The sequence below is a fragment of the Microbispora sp. KK1-11 genome, from assembly GCF_006874435.1.
Taxonomy (GTDB): Bacteria; Actinomycetota; Actinomycetes; order Streptosporangiales; family Streptosporangiaceae; genus Microbispora; species Microbispora catharanthi.
Map to the genome: position 1 here is coordinate 451422 of NZ_VIRJ01000001.1, position 21721 is coordinate 473142.

The 21721-nt window shown below is 70.6% G+C and carries 21 protein-coding genes and 1 tRNA gene; 9 read left to right on the top strand and 13 right to left on the bottom strand.

Annotated elements, in window-relative coordinates:
• The first annotated feature begins 100 nt into the window (after positions 1 to 100).
• The 6 genes from FLW16_RS02050 to FLW16_RS02070 all read left to right on the top strand — a co-directional run bounded on the left by FLW16_RS02050 (position 101) and on the right by FLW16_RS02070 (position 5658).
• Entirely contained in the window at positions 101 to 1492 is a 1392-nt protein-coding gene (locus tag FLW16_RS02050) for an ABC transporter ATP-binding protein (RefSeq protein WP_260614773.1), read from the top strand.
• Positions 1450 to 1962 carry an ATP-binding cassette domain-containing protein gene (locus tag FLW16_RS44925; RefSeq protein ID WP_260614815.1) on the top strand — a complete coding sequence of 171 codons (513 nt, stop codon included), beginning with the start codon at positions 1450 to 1452 and terminating at the stop codon, positions 1960 to 1962. The genes FLW16_RS02050 and FLW16_RS44925 overlap by 43 nt, the downstream gene beginning before the upstream one ends.
• Complete coding sequence (locus FLW16_RS02055) at positions 1959 to 3968, top strand: ABC transporter ATP-binding protein (protein WP_142556959.1); 2010 nt, start codon at positions 1959 to 1961, stop codon at positions 3966 to 3968. Before FLW16_RS44925 ends, FLW16_RS02055 begins: the two co-directional genes overlap by 4 nt.
• 127 nt (positions 3969 to 4095) lie before the next feature.
• Entirely contained in the window at positions 4096 to 4569 is a 474-nt protein-coding gene (locus FLW16_RS02060) for an anthrone oxygenase family protein (RefSeq protein WP_142556961.1), read from the top strand.
• A 121-nt stretch (positions 4570 to 4690) separates the two neighbouring features.
• Positions 4691 to 5053 carry a nuclear transport factor 2 family protein gene (locus FLW16_RS02065; RefSeq protein ID WP_142556962.1) on the top strand — a complete coding sequence of 121 codons (363 nt, stop codon included), beginning with the start codon at positions 4691 to 4693 and terminating at the stop codon, positions 5051 to 5053.
• The gene (locus FLW16_RS02070; RefSeq protein ID WP_142556964.1) at positions 5050 to 5658 is read left to right on the top strand and encodes an NAD(P)-dependent oxidoreductase; all 609 of its coding nucleotides are present in this window, start codon (positions 5050 to 5052) and stop codon (positions 5656 to 5658) included. Before FLW16_RS02065 ends, FLW16_RS02070 begins: the two co-directional genes overlap by 4 nt.
• A gap of 5 nt (positions 5659 to 5663) precedes the next feature.
• Here the strand turns inward: FLW16_RS02070 and FLW16_RS02075 are convergent, their stop codons facing one another.
• From FLW16_RS02075 to FLW16_RS02105, 7 genes are all read right to left on the bottom strand, one after another.
• Positions 5664 to 6101, bottom strand: a complete 438-nt coding sequence (locus FLW16_RS02075; RefSeq protein WP_142556967.1) for a thioesterase family protein — start codon at positions 6099 to 6101, stop codon at positions 5664 to 5666.
• Positions 6098 to 7243, bottom strand: coding sequence for an acyl-CoA dehydrogenase family protein (locus tag FLW16_RS02080; RefSeq protein WP_142556969.1), 1146 nt, complete (start codon positions 7241 to 7243; stop codon positions 6098 to 6100). The genes FLW16_RS02075 and FLW16_RS02080 overlap by 4 nt, the downstream gene beginning before the upstream one ends.
• A 236-nt stretch (positions 7244 to 7479) precedes the next feature.
• A complete protein-coding gene (locus tag FLW16_RS02085; RefSeq protein WP_142556971.1) occupies positions 7480 to 8766 on the bottom strand; it encodes an ABC transporter substrate-binding protein in 1287 nt (428 codons plus the stop codon).
• Positions 8727 to 9773: a branched-chain amino acid ABC transporter permease gene (locus tag FLW16_RS02090; RefSeq protein ID WP_221890865.1), complete on the bottom strand. Its 1047-nt coding sequence runs from the start codon at positions 9771 to 9773 to the stop codon at positions 8727 to 8729. Before FLW16_RS02090 ends, FLW16_RS02085 begins: the two co-directional genes overlap by 40 nt.
• A 91-nt stretch (positions 9774 to 9864) precedes the next feature.
• Entirely contained in the window at positions 9865 to 10755 is an 891-nt protein-coding gene (locus FLW16_RS02095; RefSeq protein WP_142556975.1) for a branched-chain amino acid ABC transporter permease, read from the bottom strand.
• Positions 10755 to 11591 carry an ABC transporter ATP-binding protein gene (locus FLW16_RS02100; RefSeq protein WP_396684876.1) on the bottom strand — a complete coding sequence of 279 codons (837 nt, stop codon included), beginning with the start codon at positions 11589 to 11591 and terminating at the stop codon, positions 10755 to 10757. Before FLW16_RS02100 ends, FLW16_RS02095 begins: the two co-directional genes overlap by 1 nt.
• Before the next feature lie 47 nt (positions 11592 to 11638).
• Positions 11639 to 12514 carry an ABC transporter ATP-binding protein gene (locus FLW16_RS02105; protein ID WP_142556977.1) on the bottom strand — a complete coding sequence of 292 codons (876 nt, stop codon included), beginning with the start codon at positions 12512 to 12514 and terminating at the stop codon, positions 11639 to 11641.
• Between the two features lie 187 nt (positions 12515 to 12701).
• Here FLW16_RS02105 and FLW16_RS02110 point away from each other — a divergent pair, with 187 nt between their 5' ends.
• Complete coding sequence (locus tag FLW16_RS02110) at positions 12702 to 13880, top strand: CdaR family transcriptional regulator (RefSeq protein ID WP_142556979.1); 1179 nt, start codon at positions 12702 to 12704, stop codon at positions 13878 to 13880.
• A gap of 383 nt (positions 13881 to 14263) precedes the next feature.
• On the opposite strand, the gene FLW16_RS02115 is transcribed toward FLW16_RS02110, so the two are convergent.
• Positions 14264 to 14337, bottom strand: a tRNA-Leu gene (locus FLW16_RS02115).
• A 139-nt stretch (positions 14338 to 14476) separates the two neighbouring features.
• Between FLW16_RS02115 and FLW16_RS02120 the strand changes: the two genes are divergently transcribed.
• Positions 14477 to 15055, top strand: a complete 579-nt coding sequence (locus FLW16_RS02120; RefSeq protein ID WP_142557327.1) for an ANTAR domain-containing response regulator — start codon at positions 14477 to 14479, stop codon at positions 15053 to 15055.
• Between the two features lie 207 nt (positions 15056 to 15262).
• The gene (locus FLW16_RS02125; protein ID WP_142556982.1) at positions 15263 to 16564 is read left to right on the top strand and encodes an ABC transporter substrate-binding protein; all 1302 of its coding nucleotides are present in this window, start codon (positions 15263 to 15265) and stop codon (positions 16562 to 16564) included.
• A gap of 99 nt (positions 16565 to 16663) precedes the next feature.
• Here the strand turns inward: FLW16_RS02125 and FLW16_RS02130 are convergent, their stop codons facing one another.
• From FLW16_RS02130 to FLW16_RS02150, 5 genes are all read right to left on the bottom strand, one after another.
• Entirely contained in the window at positions 16664 to 17164 is a 501-nt protein-coding gene (locus FLW16_RS02130) for a hypothetical protein (RefSeq protein WP_142556984.1), read from the bottom strand.
• Between the two features lie 140 nt (positions 17165 to 17304).
• Positions 17305 to 18240, bottom strand: a complete 936-nt coding sequence (locus FLW16_RS02135; RefSeq protein ID WP_260614775.1) for an ABC transporter ATP-binding protein — start codon at positions 18238 to 18240, stop codon at positions 17305 to 17307.
• Positions 18237 to 19166, bottom strand: coding sequence for an ABC transporter ATP-binding protein (locus FLW16_RS02140; protein WP_142556986.1), 930 nt, complete (start codon positions 19164 to 19166; stop codon positions 18237 to 18239). Before FLW16_RS02140 ends, FLW16_RS02135 begins: the two co-directional genes overlap by 4 nt.
• Positions 19156 to 20145, bottom strand: a complete 990-nt coding sequence (locus FLW16_RS02145) for a branched-chain amino acid ABC transporter permease (protein WP_142556988.1) — start codon at positions 20143 to 20145, stop codon at positions 19156 to 19158. Before FLW16_RS02145 ends, FLW16_RS02140 begins: the two co-directional genes overlap by 11 nt.
• A 13-nt stretch (positions 20146 to 20158) precedes the next feature.
• A complete protein-coding gene (locus FLW16_RS02150) occupies positions 20159 to 21448 on the bottom strand; it encodes a branched-chain amino acid ABC transporter permease (protein WP_260614776.1) in 1290 nt (429 codons plus the stop codon).
• Between the last annotated feature and the right edge of the window lie 273 nt (positions 21449 to 21721).

Sequence of the window (21721 nt, forward strand, 5' to 3'; positions counted from 1 at the left end):
GGCGGGAGAAAACCCCTTGAAGGCGCGGCGCCCTTCGACGGAGCATGGCAGGAGCGAGTCGACCTTTCCTGTCAGATGCCGGAGGAGCGCGCGCCCGTTGATGGACTCCCCTCAGGCACTGGACTCTCCTCAGACACCTGGGCCGGACGCGAGTGACGACGCTGTTCGCCGGTCGTCGTGGCGCTCGCTGTGGCGGTTGCGGTCCTACCTGCGCCCGTACGTGCCCAGCCTGGTGGTGTCCTGGCTCGCCGCGCTGCTCGGCATCGCCGCGGGCACGGTGATCCCGCTGGTGAGCAAGGAGATCATCGACGGCCCGGTGGCCCACGGAGACCTCGGCGGGCTGGCCCCCCTCGGGCTGCTGGCCCTCGGCCTCGGCGTCGCCGAGGCGGTGCTCACGTTCGTCCGCCGCTGGTCGCAGGCAGGGCCGGTCCTCGGCCTCGAGACCGCGATCCGCGACGACCTCTACCGGCACCTCCAGCGGCTGCCGATGGGCTTCCACGACGGATGGCAGTCGGGCCAGCTGCTGTCCAGGGCGACGAGCGACCTGTCGACGATCCGCAGGTTCCTCGGCTTCGGCGTCCTTTTCCTGATCATGAACATCCTGCAGCTCACCGCGGTCACCGTGGTGCTCCTGCGGATGTACTGGCCGCTCGGCCTGCTCGTCGCCGTCTCCGCCGTCCCGGTCGTGGTCCTGGCGCTGCGCTTCGAACGGCGCTACATCGTCATCTCCCGGCAGGTGCAGGACCAGCAGGGCGACCTCGCCACGCTGGTCGAGGAGTCGGCCGTGGGAATCCGCACGGTCAAGGCGTTCGGGCGGCGCGAGCACGTCTTCGCGAACTTCGCCGCCGCCGCCCGCGAGATCCGCCGCACCTCGCTGGCGAAGGTGCGGCTGGCCTCCCGGTTCTTCACCTTCCTCGAAGTCGTGCCGAACGTCACGCTCGCCCTGGTCCTGCTGCTCGGCGCGATCGCGGTCGGCGCCGGCGCGCTGACGCTCGGCACCCTGGTCGCCTTCACCACGCTGGTCCTCCAGCTCGTCTGGCCGGTCGCCTCGCTCGGCTACATCCTCGCCATGGGCCAGGAGGCCATGACCTCGGCCGACCGGGTGGTCGAGGTGCTCGACACGGTGCCCGCGATCAGCGGCGGCCCGGCCGTCATCGAGCGCCCGCGCGGCCACGTGCGCTTCGAAGGCGTCGGGTTCCGCTTCCCCGGCGCCGACCGGCCGGTGCTGCGCGACGTGTGGCTGGAGGTGCGGCCGGGGGAGACCGTCGCCCTCGTGGGGGCCACAGGATCGGGCAAGACGACGCTCACCGCGCTCGTGCCCCGCCTGCTCGACGTCACCGCGGGCCGCGTCACCGTGGACGGGCACGACGTGCGGGACCTGTCGCTCACCTCGCTGCGCTCGGTGGTCGCCACGACGTGCGGGACCTGTCGCTCACCTCGCTGCGCTCGGTGGTCGCCACGGCGTTCGAGGAGCCGACGCTGTTTTCGATGAGCGTCCGCGAGAACGTGACGCTCGGCCATGGACCCGCCACCGAGGACGAGATCAGGCAGGCCCTGGAGATCGCGCAGGCGACCTTCGCCTACGACCTGCCGTGGGGGCTCGACACCCGCATCGGAGAGCAGGGGATGTCGCTGTCGGGCGGTCAGCGGCAGCGGCTCGCGCTGGCCAGGGCGGTCCTCGGCAGGCCGCGGGTGCTCGTCCTCGACGACACCCTGTCGGCGCTCGACGTGGAGACCGAGGCGCTGGTCGAGGAGGCGCTGCGGCGGGTGCTCGCCGAGGCGACCGGCATCGTGGTGGCGCACCGCGCCTCGACCGTGCTGCTCGCCGACCGGGTGGCGCTGCTGCGCGACGGCACCGTCACCCACGTCGGCCGCCACGGCGACCTGCTGTCGGCCGTGCCGGAGTATCGCGAACTGCTCGCCCAGGACGCCGACCTCGACTCCGAGGGATCGATGCGATGACCCAGGGAACCGACAGCGACGCGGAGGACACGACCCCCGCGGCTGCGAACGCCTCGACGAGCGACGCGGGAGGCACCGAGCGAGCCGGAGGGGCGCGCCGCGGGTCTGGACTGAGGAGCGCGCGGGAGCGAAGCGACCAAGCGCGACGAGGGAAGACCGCGGATAAGAGCGCCTCGACGAGCGACGCGGGAGGCACAGAAAGATGGCGCGGGGTCGCCGCGGAGGATCGGGACGAGATCTCCGAGCGCGTCTCCCTGCTGCTGCGCACCCGCTCGCGCCGCCTGCTCGGCGACCTGCTGCGCCCGCACCGCCGGGCGATCGGCGTGCTCACTGCGGTCATCGTGGTGTCCAACGCCGCCGGGCTGGCCCTGCCCTACCTGGTGAAGACGGGCATCGACGACGGCATCCCGCCCATGCTGCGCGGGCAGGGCGCGGGCACGCTGCTCGCGATCGTCGGAACGGTGCTGGCCGCCGCGATCACCCAGGCGCTCACCCGGCAGGCGTTCCTGCAGATGTCGGGCCGGATCGGCCAGGACATCCTGCTGGAGCTGCGCCGCCGGGTCTTCGACCACTTCCAGCGCCTGTCGCTGTCGTTCCACGAGAAGTACACCTCCGGGCGGGTCATCTCCCGGCTCACCTCCGACGTGGACGCCATCGCCGAACTGCTCGACTCCGGTTTCGACGGGCTGGTCACGGCCGTGCTCACGCTGTTCGGCACCGCGGTCATGCTGCTCGTGCTCGACGTACGCCTCGGCCTGGTGGCGCTGCTGCCGCTGCCGGTCCTGCTGCTGTTCACCCGGTGGTTCCGCCGCCAGTCGAGCGTCGCCTACCGCCGTACGCGGGAGGCGGTCGCGCTGGTCATCGTCCACTTCGTGGAGTCGATGACCGGGATCCGCGCGGTGCAGGCGTTCCGGCGGGAGCCGCGCAACCAGGAGATCTTCGAGCGGCTCAACGCGGACTACCGCGCCGCCAACACGCGGGGCATGCGCCTGGTCGCCGTGTTCATGCCCGGGATCAAGCTGATCGGGAACGTCACCGTCGCCGCCGTCCTGCTGTACGGCGGCCTGCTGGCGCTGCGCGGCACGGTCACGGTCGGCGTGCTCGCCGCCTTCCTGCTCTACCTGCGCCAGTTCTACGAGCCGATGCAGGAGATCAGCCAGTTCTACAACGCCCTGCAGTCGGCGGGGGCGGCGCTGGAGAAGCTGTCGGGCGTGCTGGAGGAGCGGCCCTCGGTGGCCGAGCCCCGCCGCCCGGCGCCGCTGCCGCGCGCCGCCGGGGCGTTGCGTTTCGAGGCCGTCAGGTTCGCCTATTCCGACGGCCCGCCGGTGCTGCCGCTGCTCGACCTGGAGATCCCCGCCGGGCAGACCGTGGCCGTCGTCGGCACCACGGGCGCGGGCAAGACGACGCTGGCCAAGCTCATCGCCCGGTTCCACGACCCGGTCGCCGGGCGGGTGCTCCTCGACGGCGTGGACCTGCGCGACCTGGACGAGGACACCCTGCGCCGTCACGTGGTGATGGTCACCCAGGAGAACTACCTGTTCAGCGGCACGGTCGCGGACAACGTGCGGTTCGGGCGGCCCGGCGCGCCGGATTCGGAGATCGAGCGGGCCGCCGAGGCCATCGGCGCCCACACGTTCGTCTCCGCGCTCCCCGACGGATACGAGACCCAGGTCGGCAAGCGCGGCGGCCGCATGTCGGCAGGGCAGCGGCAGCTCGTGGCGTTCGCCCGGGCGTTCCTCGCCGACCCCGCCGTGCTGATCCTGGACGAGGCCACCTCCAGCCTCGACGTGCCCAGCGAGCGCCTCGTGCAGCGGGCGCTGCGGACGATCCTCGCCGACAGGACCGCACTGATCATCGCTCACCGCCTGTCCACCGTGGAGATCGCCGACCGGGTGCTCGTCATGGAGCACGGCCGGATCGTGGAGGACGGCCCGCCGGACCGCCTGATCGCCGGCGCCGGCCGGTTCGCCCGCCTCCACCGGGCCTGGCTCGACAGCCTCGCCTGACCTTCCGCGACCGGGACTACTCCCGGAGTCTTAGCCCCGGGCAGCCGGGGTGATCCCGGTGGGGTAGCGGCAGATGACTCCGTGCGTGGGACGCCGTCGAACTCCGGCTGGACGACGATAGCCGTTCATGGGAACCCCATTCAGGTACATCCACGGGGCGGCGTTGCTGGCCACCGGCCTGCTCGCGGGCGCGTTCGCGTACGGCGCGGCCAACGTGATCCCCACGTTCGGGACCGTTCCGCTGGATGTGCGCCTGACCTTCCACACCACGATGATGAAGGTCAACGAGCCGGTCATGCAGAGCGCGATGGCGCTGGCCATCCTCACCACCTTCGGCCTGGCGATCGCCGGCCGCGGCTGGGCGCGCCGGCTGGCGCTCGGCGCCGGTGCGCTGGCGCTGACCTCGCTGCTCGTCACCGTGTTCGGCAACGTCCCGCTGCATGCGCGTTTCCGGAAGTGGGCCGCCGGTCCGGTCCCGGACGGCTACGCCGAGGTCTTCCGGCGGTGGGAGCTGTTCCACGACCTGCGCACCCTGACCGCGTTGGCCGCTTTCGTCTTGATCGTTTCCATTGCCGTCGTCAACCGGCCCTCCGGCCGCTAAGGAGAACAGCCATGTTCCGTCGCCGTCCTGGTCACTGTGCCGCCGGACCTCCCGAGCCCGGCGGGGCGGAGAACCCCGAACCCGGGGACATGCTCACGACGATCGTGTGCGAGGTGCTCTGATGCCCGGCTTCCACGCCTTTGTGACGCGCCTGCCGTACGAACTGGCCTTCAGCCGGGAGGATCCGGCCACGATCGTGGACCGCTACTACACCCCCGACCTCGAATATCACAACGACGGTGTCGTCCTCGACCGGCAGCGGCTGATCGACCACGCCCGCCCGGCCCGGAGGAACACCCGCGAGCTGGAGATCGAGGTCCACGACACGCTGGTCGACGACGACCGGGCCGCCGCCCGCTACACCATGACCGCCCTGACCAGAAAGGACACGACCCTGCAGATCGAGGTTCACCTGTTCGCCCGGTTCGCCCCCGACGGACGGGTTCAGCGCGTCGACTCGATCACCCGGACGGTGAAGCCGTGAACCTCACTCTCATCGGCTCCACCGGCCGCACCGGCCGCTACGTCCTGGCCGAGGCGCTGCGCCGGGGCCACCGGGTCACCGCCTTCACCCGCAACGCCGCCGCCCTGGAGGCGCGGCCGCATGCCGTCGTCGAAGGCGACGGCCGCGACCTGGAGAAGATGCGCGCGGCCGTGGAGGGCGCGGACGCGGTGATCTCCATCATCAACGGCGGCGACAGCAACGACCCGCACCGCGCGGCCGAGGCCACCCGCACCGTCATCCAGGCCATGACCGATTCCGGGGTCGAGCGGCTGATCGTCACCACTCCCTACCCGATCGTCGCCCGCAAGCCGTTCCTGCTCATCTGGCTGCTGCGCCGCCTGCTGGCCACTCAGTACGCCGACGCTCGCGACCTGGAGGAGGCCGTGAGCACCAGCGACCTGGACTGGACCATCGTCCGGCTGACCCGGCTCACCGACCGGCCCGCCGCGGGGTCGGTCGTGATCCGCCGCGAGCTGCTGGCCACGCCGCGTTCCCTGACCCGGGCGGACGTGGCGACCACGCTGCTGGACATCGCCGAGGAGGGCCACCTGAGCGGCGTGGCCGTCAACGTCCACGGTCGCTGACACCACTAAGCGGGGGGAGGGGGCAGGAGGCGTTCCATGGCGGGGCGCAGGGGCGGGCCGATCTCCACGGGGCGGCGGGTGTGCCGGTCGACGAAGACGTGCGTGAAGTCGCCCTCGGCGACCAGCATGTCGCCGGCGAACAGCGCGAGCTCGTAGCGGACGCTGGAGCGGCCGAGGTGTCCGATCCGCAGGCCCACACTGATCACCTGCGGGAAGGACACCGAGGCCAGGTAGGAGCAGCGCGACTCCACGCACAGCCCGATCGCCGGGCCCTCGTGGATGTCCAGCCCGGCCTCCTCGATCAGCCAGGTGTTGATCACGGTGTCCATCAGCGAATAGTGCACGACGTTGTTGACGTGCCCGTAGACGTCGTTGTCCTTCCACCGGGTGGGCACCTCCCGCCAGTGGGGATACGCCGTCCGGTCGTTCGCAGGCCCGTTCACAGTCCGAGGTCCCGGCCGATGATCTCGCGCATGATCTCGTTGGACCCCGCCCAGATGCGGGTCACCCGGGCGTCCGTCCAGGCCCGCGCCACCCGGTACTCCTTCATGTAGCCGTAGCCGCCGTAGAGCTGCACGCAGGCGTCGATGACCTGGTTCTGCACCTCGGCGGTCCACATCTTGGCCTTGGCCGCGTCGACCGCCGTCAGCTCCCCGTCGGCGTGGGCGGCCACGCACTGGTCGACGTACGCCCGGGTCACCTCCACCTTGGTCACCAGATCGGCCAGGGTGAACTTGTTGTACTGGAAGCTGCCGACCGCCTGGCCGAACGCCCTGCGCTCCTTCACGTACGACAAGGTCTCGGCGAGCACGGCGGCGGCGTGGGAGATGTTGGTGACGGCGCTGCCGAGCCGCTCCTGGGGGAGGCGCTCCATCATGGCGACGAACCCCCGGTCCACCTCGCCGATCACGTTGCCTGCGGGCACCCGCACGCCCTCGAAGAACAGCTCGGCCGTGTCGGCCTCCGGCTGGCCGACCTTGTCCAGCTTGCGCCCCCGGTGGAAGCCGGGCATGCCCTCCTCGACCGCGAACAGCGTGATGCCCTTGGCCCGCTTCTCCGGGCTGGTCCGGGCCGCCACCACGACGAGGCCGGCCTGGTAGCCGTTGGTGATGAACGTCTTGGAGCCGTCGATGATCCAGTCGGAGCCGTCCCTGACGGCGGTCGTGCGCAACGCCGCCAGGTCCGACCCGCCGCTCGGCTCGGTCATGCCGATCGCGGTGATCATCTCTCCCGAGCAGAACGGCGGCAGCCAGCGCTTCTTCTGCTCGTCCGTCGTCAGCTCCACCAGGTAGGGCGCCACCACGTCGAAGTGGATGCTGAAACTGGACGCCAGAGCCATGCCCACCCCGGCCAGTTCCTCGGTGAGCACGGCGTTGAAGCGGTAGTCGCCCGCAGCCGCGCCGTCGTACTCCTCGGGGACCTCCAGGCCGAGGAATCCCTGCCGGCCGGCCTCCCGCCACACCTCGCGGTCGATCAGCCGGCGTTCGATGAACTCCTCGGCCCTCGGGGCGACCGAGCGGATCACGAACTGCCGCACGGAGTCGCGGAAGGCCTCGTGGTCCTCGCCGTAGATGGTGCGTCGCATCGATTCTCCAGACGATTGTTCGGTATGGGGATACTAGTGTCCCTCTTTCCGATCTTTGCCCCGTCGCGTCGCCCAGAGCGGCGCCTCGCTGCGTTGTCGTCGTCGCCGATGACGCTGTCATCGGCTCCTCCTCCGCCTTGCGATGCACCACTCTGGACACCGCTCCTTCCGGGCAAATCTCGTCAATCGCGACACCTGCGAGTAACCTCCGGCGCGGACATGGCGGCCATCGCGCGTCAGCCCACCGGGACCGGGTAGTCCTTCGCCAGCTCGGAGACCTCCGGCTCCCTGAAGACCACCGCGCCGCCGAGCGCCGCCTTGTCGGGCTTGAGCACGTACGACGACCGGGAGGCGGGCTTGTCGAAGAACGTGAAGTTCATCGGCGTGCCGAGGTCGCCGCCGAAGTTCGACTGCGAGCGGTGCGCGGTCAGGACGCCCTCGCGGGTGAGGTCCTTGGCCTCGCACGCCCTCTTCATCGCCTCGTCCACGATCATGGCCGCGCTCCAGCCGGTGGGGACGCCGCTGTCGAGCGTCTCGCCGGGATACTTCGCCTGGTAGTCGGCCACCAGCTTCTGCATCCCGGGAGTCTTCGCGCTGACCGGCGTCCCCGCGGACACGTAGGAGAAGTCCTTCAGCAGGGCCGGCCCGGCCGGGGTCGCGAGAAGCTGCGGAGCGTAGGCCGAGTTGCTGCCGACGAACGGCACGTCCATGCCCTTGGCCAGGGACACGCCGACCAGCGAGGCCGTCTGCCGGGGCCCCACCGAGACGAGCACGGCCTTCACCCCCGCCGCCTTGAACGCCGCCACCTGGGCGCTCATGTCCTGGTCGGTCGCCTTGATCTTCTGCTCGACGATCTGCAGGCCGAGCTTGCCCGCGGCGTACTTCGAGCCGTTGAGCGAGCTCTCGCCGTAGTCTCCCTCGAAGTACAGGTGCCCGATCTTGTCGCCGGACTTGATCCCCTTCTCCTTCGTGAGGAACTCGACGGCGTTGATCATGTCCACGTCGTACGTCGTGCCGGTCACCTGGATGGCCCGGCTGCCGAGCAGCGTGGTCGCCCACGCCATCGGGATCGTGAGCAGCTTGTCGCCGTCGATGCGCCGCTTCAGCGCGGTGATCATCGGGGAACCGATGAACTGCACGATCGCGGCCGACTTGGGCGCGACCTCGGTGTAGGCGGCCACCGCCTTCTGCGTGTCGTAGCCGTGGTCGCGCACGACCAGCTCGTACTTGCGGCCGCAGACCCCGCCGCCGGCGTTGACCTGGTCGAAGTACAGCTGCTGCGCCTGCGTCTGGCTCTTGCCGAACGACGCGTAGGGGCCGGTCAGGTCGGTGAGCGCGCTCACGGTGATCGTGGTGGCCGTGACGCCGGGGCCGGTCTTGACCCCGTCGCCGCCGGCCGCCGCCCCGGCGCCTCCGCCCCCGTCACCGCCCGTGGCCTTGCCGCTGGCGCACCCCGAGGCCGCGACGGCCAGGGACAGCAGGGCTAACGCCGCGACGCCGGCGCGGGTGCCGATTTTGCCCATCTGAGCTCCTTGAGTCGGACGCGGCCGAGCCGCGTGGCGAGCCCGGCCAGACCGCCGGGCAGGAACAGCACCACCGCGACGACGGCGGCGCCGTAGAGGATCCGCGCGGCCTCGGCGGGGGAGACCCCGCCGGAACCCGGCTCGGCCACCAGCGGCAGGGCGTCGCTGTAGCGCGTGAGCAACTGGGGGAGCAGGGAGACGAACGCGGCCCCGACGACCGCCCCGGCGACCGATCCCAGGCCGCCGATCACGATCATCGCGAGGTAGTCGAGCGACAGCAGCATGCCGAAGTAGTCCGGCACGACCTGCTGGAAGACCAGGGCGACCAGCACCCCGGCGAGCCCGCCGTACATGGACGACAGGACGAACACGCCCGCGCGGTATCGGGCGACGGGGACGCCCATGACCCCCGCGGCGATCTCGTGGTCCCTGATCGTGTTCATCGCCAGGCCGGGACGGCCGCGCAGCACGCCCCTGGCGAACACCGCCGCGCCCGCGAGCAGCGCGATCCCGAGGAACCACAGCCGTTCGAGCGAGCCGAACGGCACGTTCAGCACCACCAGCTCCGGGGTGTCGGCGAAGACGAAACCGAACAGCTCCATCGGCGCCACCGGCCGTCCATTGAAGCCGCCGGTCACCGACTCGGCGTTGAACAGGATGTGCTGGCCGACGAAGATCAGGGCGAGTGTGGCGATGCCCAGGTAGGCGCCCTTGAGGCGGCCCGCGATCGGGCTGAACAGGCCGCCGGACACTCCCGCGACGATCACCGCCGCCACGGCCGCGAGCGGCGTCGGCAGCCCCACGTCGGACGACAGGGAGACGTAGGAGTACGCCCCGACCGCGAGGAAGAAGGCGTGTCCCAGGGACAGTTGCCCGGTCGCCCCGGTCAGCAGGTTGATCCCGATCGCGCCGATCGCCGCCGACATCGCGAACAGCCCGGCCTGCAGCCAGAACCCCTCCAGGTAGAAGGGCACCGCGACGGCCCCCGCGAGCACCGCGACACACAGCGCGGCCCGGAGTGGCCGCGCTCCGGACCATCGCGCGGCCCTGAGGCGCCGGGATGTGCCGCGCGCGGGCGTCGCGGCTGTGGGCGTGGGGTCAGACACGGGCCGGCTCCTTCGTGCCGAACAGCCCGGAGGGCCGCAGCAGCAGGATCACGATCATCACGAGGAACGGCGCCGCGTCGCCGATGCCGCGGCCCAGGAAGGCGAGCTCGCTCTGGTAGCCGCTCATCAGCGTCTCGGTGACGCCTACGATCAGCCCGCCGGCCAGCGCGCCCGTGGTCGAGTCGAGCCCGCCGAGGATGGCGGCGGGGAACGCCTTCATCGCCGCGGCGGCCGTGCCCCTGTCCAGGCCCGGTGTCGGGAAGACGCACAGGAACATCGCCGCGACCGCGGCCAGCGCCCCGGCGACGGCCCACGCGCTGAGCGAGACCCGGCCGAGCCGCACGCCCATCAGCGCGGCGGTCTCCGCGTCCTCGGCCGTGGCGCGCATCGCCACGCCCCAGCCGGTGAACTTGAAGGCGAGCAGGAACGCCACGATCAGCGCGGCAGCGACCGCGAGGGCCACGACGCGGGTCTCGGCGACCGCGACCGGGCCAAGCCGCAGCACCCGGTCGCCCCAGGGGTCGCCGAGGGCGAGCACCTCGGTGCCGATCCGGCGGGTGAGCTCGGTCGTGAGCAGGATGTCCACGCCGATCGTGACGATGGCCAGCACGCCGCGCGAGCCGACGTGCGCCCGGCGCAGGATCAGGAACTCCACCAGCGCGCCGACCAGCGCCGCCGCCCCGATCCCGGCCGCCAGCGCCGCCCAGAACCCGATCAGCGGGTGCAGCCGGGCGATCACGTAGCCGCCGGCCAGCAGCAGCGACGCGTGCGTGAAGTTGACCACCTCGGTCGCCTTGAAGATCACCACGAAGCCGAGCGCGATCAGCGCGTACACGGCTCCGACCGAGATCCCGTTGACGAGCAGCTCCAGGAAGACCGCCATCACGCCTCTCCCCGCTCACCGGAGGGGGCGCCGAAGTCGCCGAGATAGGCGCGGATCACCTCGGGGTCGCGCTGGACCTCCTCGGGCGGCCCGTCCGCGATCCGCCTGCCGAAGTCGAGCACGGTCACCGCGTCGGCGATCCGCATGACCATGCCCATGTCGTGCTCGACCAGCAGGATCGAGATGCCGAGGCTCTCGCGCGCCGACTCGATGAGGCCGGCCATCTCCCGCCGCTCGCCGCCGTTCATCCCCGCCACGGGCTCGTCCAGCAGGAGCAGCCGTGGCTCCATGCACAGCGCCCGGGCCAGCTCCACCCGCTTCTGCACGCCGTACGGCAGCAGCCCCACCGGGATGGACATCGCGTCGCCGACGCCGGCGAACTCCGCGATCTCCGCGACGCGCGCGCCGTGCCGTACGGCCTCGCGCCTGGCCGAGGGCAGCCGCAGGCCGGCCGAGACGAAGCCGGCACGGGTCAGGCGGTGCCGGCCGAGCATGAGGTTGTCGCGGACCGTCAGGTGCGGCGACAGGGCGATGTTCTGGAACGTCCGCGCCACGCCCAGCGCGGCCACCTGGTGCGGGCGCAGCGAAGTCAGCTCGGCGCCGCCGAATCGCACGCTGCCGGAGGTGGCGCGGTAGACGCCCGACAGCACGTTGAAGCAGGTGGACTTGCCCGCGCCGTTCGGGCCGATCAGCGCGTGCAGGCTGCCGGGGGCCACGGCGAAGCTCACCGCGTCGAGCGCGGTGAGCCCGGCGAAGCGCACCGTCACCTCGCTGACCACGAGTTCCGCCGGGTCGTCGCCGCTGACCGTACCGACCGGTTGGTTTGTCACGGGTATGCGGCGGCGCCTCGTCGGCTGTGTGCGCGGTTCGCCGCGGCGGTGGGTCATGCCGTCCATCTCGCCAGCCTGGTCCTCTCGTGCGTCTTCCGACCGGGGTCGGTACCGACCGGTCGGTCTGTCGCGGGCGCGCCGACACCGAGGTAGCGGCGGCGCACCTCGTCGCTGGCCGCGAGGTCCGCCGCCGGTCCCGACAGCGCCACCTCGCCCACCTCCAGCACGTACGCCCGCTCGGCCAGCGCGAGCGCCATGGCCGCGTTCTGCTCCACCAGCAGCACCGACGTCCCCTGGGCGTTGATCTGCCGCACGGTGTCGGCGATCCGGGCCGCCATCAGCGGCGCGAGTCCGAGCGTGGGCTCGTCCAGCAACAGCAGCGAGGGCCCGGCCATGAGCGCCCGGCCGATCGCCAGCATCTGCTGCTCGCCGCCCGACAGCAGACCGGCCCGCTGGTGGGCCCGCTCGGCCAGCACGGGGAAGAGCTCGAGCACCCGCTCGCGGGCCGCCGGGACGCGCCTGCCCGGCACGCCCAGCGCTCCGGCGCGGAGGTTCTCCGCCACCGTCATCCGGGCGAACACCCGCCGTCCCTCCGGCACCTGGACCACGCCGCGCCGTACGACGGCCGCGGCCGGCACTCCGTCGAGGCGGGATCCGCCGAAGGCGACCGTCCCCGACGTGATCGCGCCCCGGTGGAACCGCAGCGTCCCCGACACCGCGCGCAGCAGCGTCGTCTTGCCCGCGCCGTTCGCGCCGAGCACCGCGGCCACCGCGCCCCGGGGCACGGCCAGGTGGACGCCCCGCAGGGCGCGCACGGGTCCGTACCGCACCTCCAGGCCCCTGATCTCGAGACCCCCACTGTCCGGGTCAGCAGTCTCCGGGCCGTCGAACTCCCGGCCGCCGATCCCCGGGCCCGCCTCACCAGACATCCGCGCCTCCTGTGACTCCGATGAAGGCACACCCAACCCACCGTGGTCGAGGGCCGTCCAGCGCCGGGAGTCAAGTCGGGACCCCAGCCCATGCCCGCCGGCCGTGCCCTGTGCTTCAGCACAATCCCGCATCACGAAACGAAAACCGAACCTTGTTCCGGACGCCGCCGGCTGGCACATTCGGGGCATGAGGTCCAGGACGGACGCCGAGGTCCGGGAACTGCTGCGGACCTCCGCCGCAGGCCTGCTGGAACGGCTCCCCGAGCTCGCCGACGAGCTGGTGAGGCGCGGCAGGGAAAGCGACGAGGCCTACCGCATGACGGTCCCCTACGAGGACCACTGGAAGAGCACCCACGAGGGGCTGCGCGTCGGCATCACCGCGATCCTGCAGCCCCGGCACGAGCGGCGCGACGTGGCGTACGCCCAGACGGTCGGGCGCAGGCGGGCCGAGTTCGGGCTCCCGCTGGACTCGCTCATGCGCAGCTACCGCCTGGCCGCACAGGTCACCTGGAACGGCGTCATCGACATCATCGGCGACCAGGGCCAGGAGCGGCTGCCCGCCCTGCTGCGCAGCGCCACCCACGTGTGGCACGCCATCGACCGCCAGGCCGTGGCGGCGGCCGACGCCTACCGCCGCCGGGAGAACGAGCTGCTCGGCCGGACCAACCAGCGGGTCAACGCCATGCTCGACGCCCTCCTGGAGGGCCGGGCCGACTCCGCCGTGGCCGGAGTGGCCGCCGACGCCCTCGGCCTGCCCGAGCACGGTCGCTATGCGGTCGTCACAACGCGGCTGCCCGCGCAGCCCGACCGCGTGCACCGCCCCGACGAGATCGGCGGGCTGCGCTTCCTGTGGCGCATGCGCCCCGACCTGGAGATGGCGGTGGTGTACCTCGGCGACCGGGAGCTGGACGACCTGGTGGCCGCGATCACCCCGGTCGTCTGCGCGAGCGCCGGCGTCAGCCCGGTGGTGGAGAGCCTCGCGGACCTCGGCACGGCCCGCCGCCTGGCGGAGGTGGCCATGCGCACGTGTTCGGGGACCGCGCCGGAGATCGCGCGGCTCGACCGGCGGCTGCCCGCGGCCCTGGTGGTCTGCCAGCCGGAGCTGGCCGGGCACCTCGCGGGCGGCGTTCTCGGGCCGATCACCTCCTCACCCGACGGCGGCGTGCTGCTCGCGACGCTGGAGGCGTGGCTGCGCTGCGAGGGGTCCGCGGCCCGGGCGGCCGCAGAGCTCTACTGTCACCGCAACACCGTCTTCAACCGGGTGCGCCGCATCGAGCAGCTCACCGGCCGGTCGCTGGCCCGCCCCCTCGACGTCGTCGAACTCTCCCTCGCCCTCGACGCCGTCCGCCTCCTCCCCGGCACCTGATTCCTCGCATCCAGGGTGACTTCCCGGTTACAGCGCTGACCGGCTCCTGTGCGAGTTGTCTCAGCAGAAGGTGGAGACGGTCTGTATCGAGGCGCGGGACCAGTGGCACGACAGACGAGACCGCGCATTGGTGGACGCGCTTCGAGGGGCCGGTCGAGTCGAGCGCGGCCTGCGAGCGGAGTGGAGGAGATCGGTGGACGACGCAGCGTCCGGCTCTGAAACCGCTAAGGCCGGGCGTCCGATTCCATCGGGAGGTCCCGGCCTCACTTCCGCGAGACCCCAGCGGGGCCCGGTGGTCACAGCATGTCACCGCTGGCCGCTGGAGCGCAACCATGGTCCCGTCGTCGCTCTGACGGCTTGTTAGGGGTCGCTATTCGTGCAAGTGCCCCGAGTGGGATTCGAACCCACACTGAATGGATTTTGAGGCCATCGACTCTGCCGATTGGTCTATCGGGGCTATTTCCGGATTTGTCCGGTTTTGGCAATGGGTGCCACCCAGCAGTCGATCTTGCTTGGAGATCGCTTGGGACATCCCCTGCCGTGGTCCTAATGTAGCGGACGTCGGTAACCTCTTGTGCGTGAGTACGCAGCGGCGAGTGGTGATCGCGGAAGACGAGGCGCTGATTCGCCTCGACCTGAAGGAGATGCTCGAAGAGGACGGTTACGCCGTGGTCGGCGAGGCCGGCGATGGCGAGACGGCGGTCAAGCTCGCCATGGAGCTCCGGCCTGATCTGGTGATCCTGGATGTCAAGATGCCCGTGCTCGACGGGATCTCCGCGGCCGAGCGCATCGTCTCCGAACGTATCGCGCCGTGCCTCATCCTCACCGCGTTCTCGCAGCGCGACCTGGTCGAGCGGGCCAGGGACGCGGGCGCGATGGCCTACCTGGTCAAGCCGTTCACCAAGGGCGACCTGGTTCCGGCCATCGAGATGGCGGTGAGCCGGCACGAGGAGATCGCCGCGCTGGAGAAGGAGGTCTCCACGCTGTCGGAGCGGCTGGAGACCAGGAAGCTCGTGGAGCGCGCGAAGGGCCTGCTCATGGCCCAGCACGGGTGGACGGAGCCACAGGCCTTCCGGTGGATCCAGAAGGCGTCCATGGACCGGCGCCTGAGCATGCGCCAGGTGGCCCAGATCGTGGTGAACGAGAACGGCGGCGAGACCCAGCCGCCCGCCTGAACGCCGCCCTGCTGATCGCTGGGGAGAAGACTCCTGGTCAGGGGCCGTCCCGCTAAGTTGAGGAGTTATTACGACTCCGCATCCAAGTGCGGACAGTTCTGATGCATCCCTGGTCGGGCCGTGCCTTGCCTATGTACCTTTCAGCCAGTCGATCGGGACCAGTCGGCAGCGCTGACGATTCCCGGGCCTGGATGAAGGAGATGCTTCATGATCCGCATTGCCCCCCTTGGGCGGGCGCTGGCCGTCGCCGCGGCCGCCAGCCTCGCGCTGACGGCCTGTGGTGGTGGTGAGGACAGCGCCGCGCCGGCCTCCTCGGCGCCGGCGGCCCAGTCCTCCGCGCCCGCTGCCGCCCCCGCTCAGGGCGATGGCGTTCTCACCGTCGGCACGCTGCTGCCGCAGACCGGTTCGCTCGCCTTCCTCGGCCCGCCGGAGTTCGCGGGTGTCGGGCTGGCGATCAAGGAGATCAACGACGCCGGTGGTGTCCTCGGCAAGCCGGTGACCGAGGTCGACACGGACTCGGGTGACACCTCGACCAACATTGCGTCCCAGTCTGTCGACAAGTTGCTGCAGCAGAAGGCCGACGTGGTCATCGGTGCCGCCTCGTCCTCGGTGTCGCTGTCGGTCATCGACAAGATCACTGGTGCCGGTGTTGTCCAGATCTCGCCGGCGAACACCTCCGACCAGTTCACCACCTACAACGACAAGGGCCTGTACTTCCGTACGGCTCCGCCGGACGTGCTGCAGGGCCGTGTCCTCGGCGACCTCATCCTCGCCGACGGCAACGACACGGTCGGCATCCTGGCCCTCCAGGACGCGTACGGCACCGGGCTTGCGGACAACGTGCAGAAGGCGGTCGAGGGTGGCGGCGGCCAGGTCGTGGAGAAGGTCATCTACGACCCGAAGGCGCCCGACTACTCGGCGGACGTCGCCAAGATCAAGGAAGCCAACCCGAAGGCCGTCGCGCTGATCGGCTTCGACGAGACCAAGAAGATCATTCCTGAGCTCGTCAAGCAGGGCCTGACCGCCAAGAAGGTGAAGTACTACTTCGTCGACGGCAACCTGTCCAACTACGGCACGGGCAAGGACGGCTTCCCCAAGGGCACGCTCGACGGCGCCAAGGGCACCCAGCCGGGCGCCCAGGTCTCCGACGACTTCAAGGCGAAGCTGAAGACGGTCGACCCGAACCTGAAGGACTTCAACTACGGCCCCGAGTCGTACGACGCGACCATCCTCACGGCGCTCGCGGCGATCGCCGCCAAGAGCGACGCGCCCAAGGACATCGCGGCCCACCTGGCCGAGGTCTCCTCGGGCGGGGAGAAGTGCAAGGACTTCAAGTCCTGCAACGACCTGCTGTCGGCCGGCAAGGACATCGACTACGACGGCGCGTCCGGCCCGATCGAGTTCAACGAGGCCGGTGACCCGGCCGAGGCGACGATCGGCATCTACCAGTACGGCGCCGACAACACCAACAAGAACATCGCCTTCAACACCGGCAAGATCGCCGGCTGATCGCGCGCACGAAGGGCCCGCTCCCCTGGGGCGGGCCCTTTCCGCGTTCCGGGACCCTCCGCCGTCGTGGGGGACGTCCCGGGCGTCTCGCCGCGCGGGTCAGGAACGGCCGCAGGCGGTGAGCACCGCGGCGGACGCCTTGCGATACCGGCGCAGCAGGTCTGTACGCCGGGAATCGGCGGTGTCGGCCCTGGACAGGGTCTCGGCGAGGCCGTCGACGGTCGCGACGGCGGACGAGGCCGAGGCCGGCAGGTGGGGGCCGTACATCGCCAGCGTGCCGCGCAGATAGCCGAAACGGCCGCGTACGTCCCCGTCCCAGTGCTGGGCCTCCTCCTGCCCGGCGGGCAGCAGCGACAGCCCCAGGTAGCCGATGGCGGACACCACGCGGGCGCAGGGGTCGTCTCCGGCCTTCGCACCGGTGACGTAGACCGCGCCGCTGGTCTTCCCGGACGCGGTTCCCGTGGACGACGCCGTGGACGACGCCGTGGACGACACGGCGTCCGACGAGGCTTCGGGCTCCGGGGACGGCGACTGGCAGGCGGACAGGCCCACCGCGAGCGCCGAGACGGCCAGTGCGATGCGGAGGGGGGTTCGGGTCATACGGCCCATTGTCACCCCGCTGGTTGCCGATCACGTGGAAATACGGTCACAGACATACGACGAGGGCCCGGCGGGATCCGCCGGGCCCTCGAAAGAGCGCCTCGCCCGGGCGGGATTCGCCGGGCCCTCGAAAGAGCGGCTCAGGCCCGGGCGAGGGTGCCCAGGTAGAGCTGGATGACCTTCGGGTCGTTGATCAGGTCGCGACCGCTGGCCATGTAGGCGTTGTGGCCCTGGTCGAGCACGTAGCCCCGGTGGCAGATCTGCAGGCAGCGGCGCGCGTTCTGCTCCACCATGATCACGGTCACGCCGGCCTTGTTGATCTGCTGGGCCTGGATGAAGACCAGGTCCTGCAGCTTGGGCGACAGGCCCGCGGACGGCTCGTCCAGGAGCAGGACCGACGGCTCGGTCATGAGCGCCCGGCCCATGGCGACCATCTGCCGCTCACCGCCGGACAGCGAGCCGGCGCGCTGCTTGCGGCGCTCCCGGAGGGCGGGGAAGATCTCGCAGACGAACTCGAACCGCTCCTTGAACTTGCCGGGCACCTGGAAGGCGCCCATCTCCAGGTTCTCCTCGATGGTGAGGCTGGGGAAGACGTTGTTCGTCTGCGGGACGTAGCCGACCCCGCGGGCCACCAGCGAGTGGGCCTTGAGGTTGGTGATGTCCTCGCCGTTCAGGGTGACCGAGCCGCTGCGCACCGGCACGAGCCCGAACAGGGTCTTCAGCAGGGTCGACTTGCCGGCGCCGTTCGGGCCGATGATGCCGATCAGCTCGCCCTTCTTCACGTACAGGTCGGCGCCGTTGAGGATGTTGACGCCGGGGATGTAGCCGGCGAACAGCTCGTCGGCCCGCAGCAGCGCGTTCTCGGCTCCGGCGACGTGGTCGGAACGGTCGACGACGGCCGCCCGCGAGACGGACTCGGCGCCGTCCTCGTCCGCCGCCGCGACCGGCGCGGCCTCGCCGGTGCCGTCCGCCGCGGCGACGTCGTCCGGCGTACCGGTGCGGTCCGGCTCGGCGGCCTCGTCCGGCGTGGGCGCGCGGTCTGGCTCTGCGTGGTTTTCCGGCGTGGGGGCGGTCATGCCTTCTCCTCGATCTCGGACTCCAGCTCGGCCTCGGCCTCCTGCAGCTGCTCCTCGAACTCCTCGGCGGACATCGGCGCGTCGTGGTGGGCGCCCAGGTAGGCGTCGATCACGCGCGGGTCCGACATGATGGTGTCCGGCGGCCCCTCCGCGATCACGGCCCCCTGGGCCATCACGATCACCCAGTCGCTGATGTCGCGGACCATGTCCATGTCGTGCTCCACGAAGAGCACGGTCATGCCCTCCTCGCGCAGGTCCTTCACGTGACCGAGGAGCGACTGGGTCAGGGCCGGGTTCACGCCCGCCATGGGCTCGTCCAGCATGACCAGCTCGGGCCCGACCATCAGGGCTCGCGCCATCTCCAGCAGCTTGCGCTGGCCGCCGGACAGCGAGCCGGCGAAGTCGTCGCGCTTGGCGTCGAGCTTGAAGCGCTCGAGGAGCTCCTCGGCGCGTTCGGTGATCTCGTCCTCCTGGCGGCGCCAGCTGCCCGGGATCAGCGCGCGGAAGAAGTTCTCGCCGAGCTGGTTCTGCGCGCCGAGCCGCATGTTCTCCATCACGGTGAGCTTCGACAGGGCCTTGGTGAGCTGGAACGTGCGGACCATGCCCGCCCGGGCCACCCGGTGGGCCGGCACGCCCTTGAGCTGCTTGCCGTTGAACGTCCAGGACCCCTCGTCGGCGCTGTCGAAGCCGGTGAGCTGGTTGAAGAACGTGGTCTTGCCGGCGCCGTTCGGGCCGATGAGCGCGGTGATCGACCCGCGCTGGACCTCCACGTGGTCGACGTCGACGGCGGTGAGGCCGCCGAACCGGCGCACGACCTTGTCGACGACGAGGATGGGGTCGGGCTTGGGCACGCCGGGCTCGCGATCGAGGCCCGCGAAGGCGGCCAGCGCCGCCGCCTTCCTGGTCGGGGTGGTGTCAGCGTGCATCGAGCGCGATCTCCCTCTTGTCGCCGAAGATGCCCTGAGGCCGGAAGATGAGCAGGAGCATCAGGCCGAGGCCGACCAGCATGAAGCGGACCGCGCCGATGTTGTTCACGGTGAACAACGAGGGGAGCAGCCCGGCGCTCACGGCCTCGCTGAGCGTGTTCCCGACGAAGACCAGCAGCACCCAGAAGATAGCGGCGCCGACGACGGGGCTGAAGACGCGGGCCGCGCCGCCGAGGATCACGATCGTGTAGGCGTAGAAGGTGAACTCCGTGCTGAACAGGTCGGGCTGCACCGACGCCTGGCCGAGCGCGAACAGGAAGCCGCCGAGGCAGCCGACCACGCCGCCGAGCACGAGCGCCTGCATCTTGTAGGAGAAGACGTTCTTGCCGAGGCTGCGCACGGCGTCCTCGTCCTCGCGGATGGCCTTGAGCACGCGGCCCCAGGGGCTCTTCATGAGGAGGTAGACCAGCCCGCAGGCGATCGCGATGAGCACCCAGCCGACGGTCAGCACCCACGTCACCCGCTCGTTGAAGCTGATCGGGCCGATGCCGTACGTGCCGGGGGAGTAGGGGTTCATCGCGAAGAAGTCGCCGGAGAAGTTCTGCCGGCCGTCAGAGCCGCCGAAGACGCTGCTGAACTTGACCGACCTGAAGACGAGCCGGACGATCTCGGCCGCCGCGATGGTGACGATGGCGAGGTAGTCGGCGCGCAGCCGCAGGGTGGGGATGCCGAGCAGGAAGGCCAGGACGACGGTGGCCGCCAGGCCGATCAGGATGCCGAGCCAGAACGGCAGGTGGAAGGTGGCCACGGTGACGGCCATGCCGTACGCGGCGACGCCGAGGAAGGCCGCCTGGCCGAAGTTGAGCAGCCCGGCGTAGCCGAACTGGATGTTGACGCCGATCGCGGCGAGCGCGTAGACGACGGTCTCCAGGCCGATCGAGGCCTTGACCGTGGTGACGAAAATGGTGTTCCAGTCCACGTGTGGTCTCCGATCAGCCGATGCGCTCGCGCCGGCCGAGAATGCCCTGCGGCCGGAAGAGCATGACGAGGATGAGCACCAGCAGCGCGCCGACGGTCTTCAGCTCTGTCGGCACCACGACGGTGGACAGCTGGATGAACAGGCCGACGACGATGGAGCCGACGAGGGCGCCGAAGGCGGTGCCGAGGCCGCCGAGGGTGACCCCCGCGAAGACGAGCAGCAGGATCTGGAAGCCCATCTGGTAGCTGACGTTCTGCGACAGGCCGAGCATGACGCCCGCGAGCGACGCGACGGCGCCGCCGACGGTCCAGATGATCCGGATGACGCCGTCGACGTTGATGCCGGAGGAGGCCGCAAGCGCGGGGTTGTCGGCGACGGCCCTGGCGGCCTTGCCGAGGCGGGTCTTGAGGAGCGCGAGCCCGACGATCACGAGCACGGCGAGCTCGATGCCCATCGCGATGAAGTTCTTCGGCGCGGCGGAGATCGGGCCCACCTGGATGCCGGGCTGGGCGTTGTAGTCCGCGTACGGAGCGCCCTCGCCGCCGAAGAAGAACAGGAAGATGTAGCGGAGGAACAGTGCCAGGCCGATCGAGATGATCATCATGGCGACCAGGCTGCTGCCCCGTTTGCGCAGCACTCCCCAGAAGAACCGGTCCTGGGTGTACCCGAAGACCCCGCCGATCACGACCGCGATCACCGCGGCCCAGATGAGCGGGATTCCCACGACCACGTTGAAGAAGTAGGCGCTCATGGCGCCGAATGTGAGCAACTCGCCGTGGGCGAAGTTGGTGAGCCCGGTGGTGCCGAACACCAGCGACAGGCCCATGGCCGCGAGGGCGATGATGAGCCCGAGGTTGAAGCCCTCGAAGGTGAGCTGGGCGACCCGGTCCCAGAAGGAGGAAGAGGAGTCCGACGAGGCCTGCGCGGCGCCCCCGCCCTGCTTGCCGGCGGGCGCGAGGGCGAACAGGACGTTGCGTTCGCTGCCCTCGTAGACCTGCACGTCCAGGGTGGCCCGGTCCTGGAACTTCAGCCCGACATCCTTGGGGAGCGTCGACCGGTCAAGCGTGACCTTGTATCTGCCCGCCTTGGGGACCGGCACCTCCCACTTGCCGTCCGCACCCGTGGTGGCGTCGCCGACGGGTTTGCCGTCTTCGCCCGCCACGCTGATCTTCACGCCGTTCACCGGCTGGCCTTGGTTTTGGAGTGTGCCCTTCAACGCCTCCCCGTCCGCCCAGGCGGGGGAGGAGAGCAGAAAGACGAGTCCACCCAGGAAGGCCGTGAACGCGATCACGGCTCTGCGCAATGGTGCTCCCTCTGTTTCAGGTCATGGCGGGGTCGTGCCCCCCACTGCGGACGCGCAACATCGGCGAGGTTGCTGCGATGTTGTGGCCGGAGCATAAGCCTGAGACGCCCGTTTCGGGGTCGTTCGTCACCAATTGGTGACCATGGTGTGTCACTGACGTGAGAAAGGGTTCGCAGGTCAGGGCATGTAAGGAGTCAACCGCGGGGTCGGTGCTGTGGAAGAGCATGAGCCCGTGGGAGGACCTTTGGGACCGTACACAGCTTCCCCGGCTCC

What these genes read in the sequence shown, in the direction of transcription:
- FLW16_RS02050 (WP_260614773.1), top strand. Translation starts at nt 101, where the DNA reads ATGGACTCCCCTCAGGCACTGGACTCTCCTCAGACACCTGGGCCGGAC.
- FLW16_RS02055 (WP_142556959.1), top strand. Translation starts at nt 1,959, where the DNA reads ATGACCCAGGGAACCGACAGCGACGCGGAGGACACGACCCCCGCGGCT.
- FLW16_RS02060 (WP_142556961.1), top strand. Translation starts at nt 4,096, where the DNA reads ATGGGAACCCCATTCAGGTACATCCACGGGGCGGCGTTGCTGGCCACC.
- FLW16_RS02065 (WP_142556962.1), top strand. Translation starts at nt 4,691, where the DNA reads ATGCCCGGCTTCCACGCCTTTGTGACGCGCCTGCCGTACGAACTGGCC.
- FLW16_RS02080 (WP_142556969.1), bottom strand. Translation starts at nt 7,243, where the DNA reads ATGCGACGCACCATCTACGGCGAGGACCACGAGGCCTTCCGCGACTCC.
- FLW16_RS02085 (WP_142556971.1), bottom strand. Translation starts at nt 8,766, where the DNA reads ATGGGCAAAATCGGCACCCGCGCCGGCGTCGCGGCGTTAGCCCTGCTG.
- FLW16_RS02095 (WP_142556975.1), bottom strand. Translation starts at nt 10,755, where the DNA reads ATGGCGGTCTTCCTGGAGCTGCTCGTCAACGGGATCTCGGTCGGAGCC.
- FLW16_RS02105 (WP_142556977.1), bottom strand. Translation starts at nt 12,514, where the DNA reads ATGTCTGGTGAGGCGGGCCCGGGGATCGGCGGCCGGGAGTTCGACGGC.
- FLW16_RS02110 (WP_142556979.1), top strand. Translation starts at nt 12,702, where the DNA reads ATGAGGTCCAGGACGGACGCCGAGGTCCGGGAACTGCTGCGGACCTCC.
- FLW16_RS02125 (WP_142556982.1), top strand. Translation starts at nt 15,263, where the DNA reads ATGATCCGCATTGCCCCCCTTGGGCGGGCGCTGGCCGTCGCCGCGGCC.
- FLW16_RS02130 (WP_142556984.1), bottom strand. Translation starts at nt 17,164, where the DNA reads ATGACCCGAACCCCCCTCCGCATCGCACTGGCCGTCTCGGCGCTCGCG.
- FLW16_RS02135 (WP_260614775.1), bottom strand. Translation starts at nt 18,240, where the DNA reads ATGACCGCCCCCACGCCGGAAAACCACGCAGAGCCAGACCGCGCGCCC.
- FLW16_RS02140 (WP_142556986.1), bottom strand. Translation starts at nt 19,166, where the DNA reads ATGCACGCTGACACCACCCCGACCAGGAAGGCGGCGGCGCTGGCCGCC.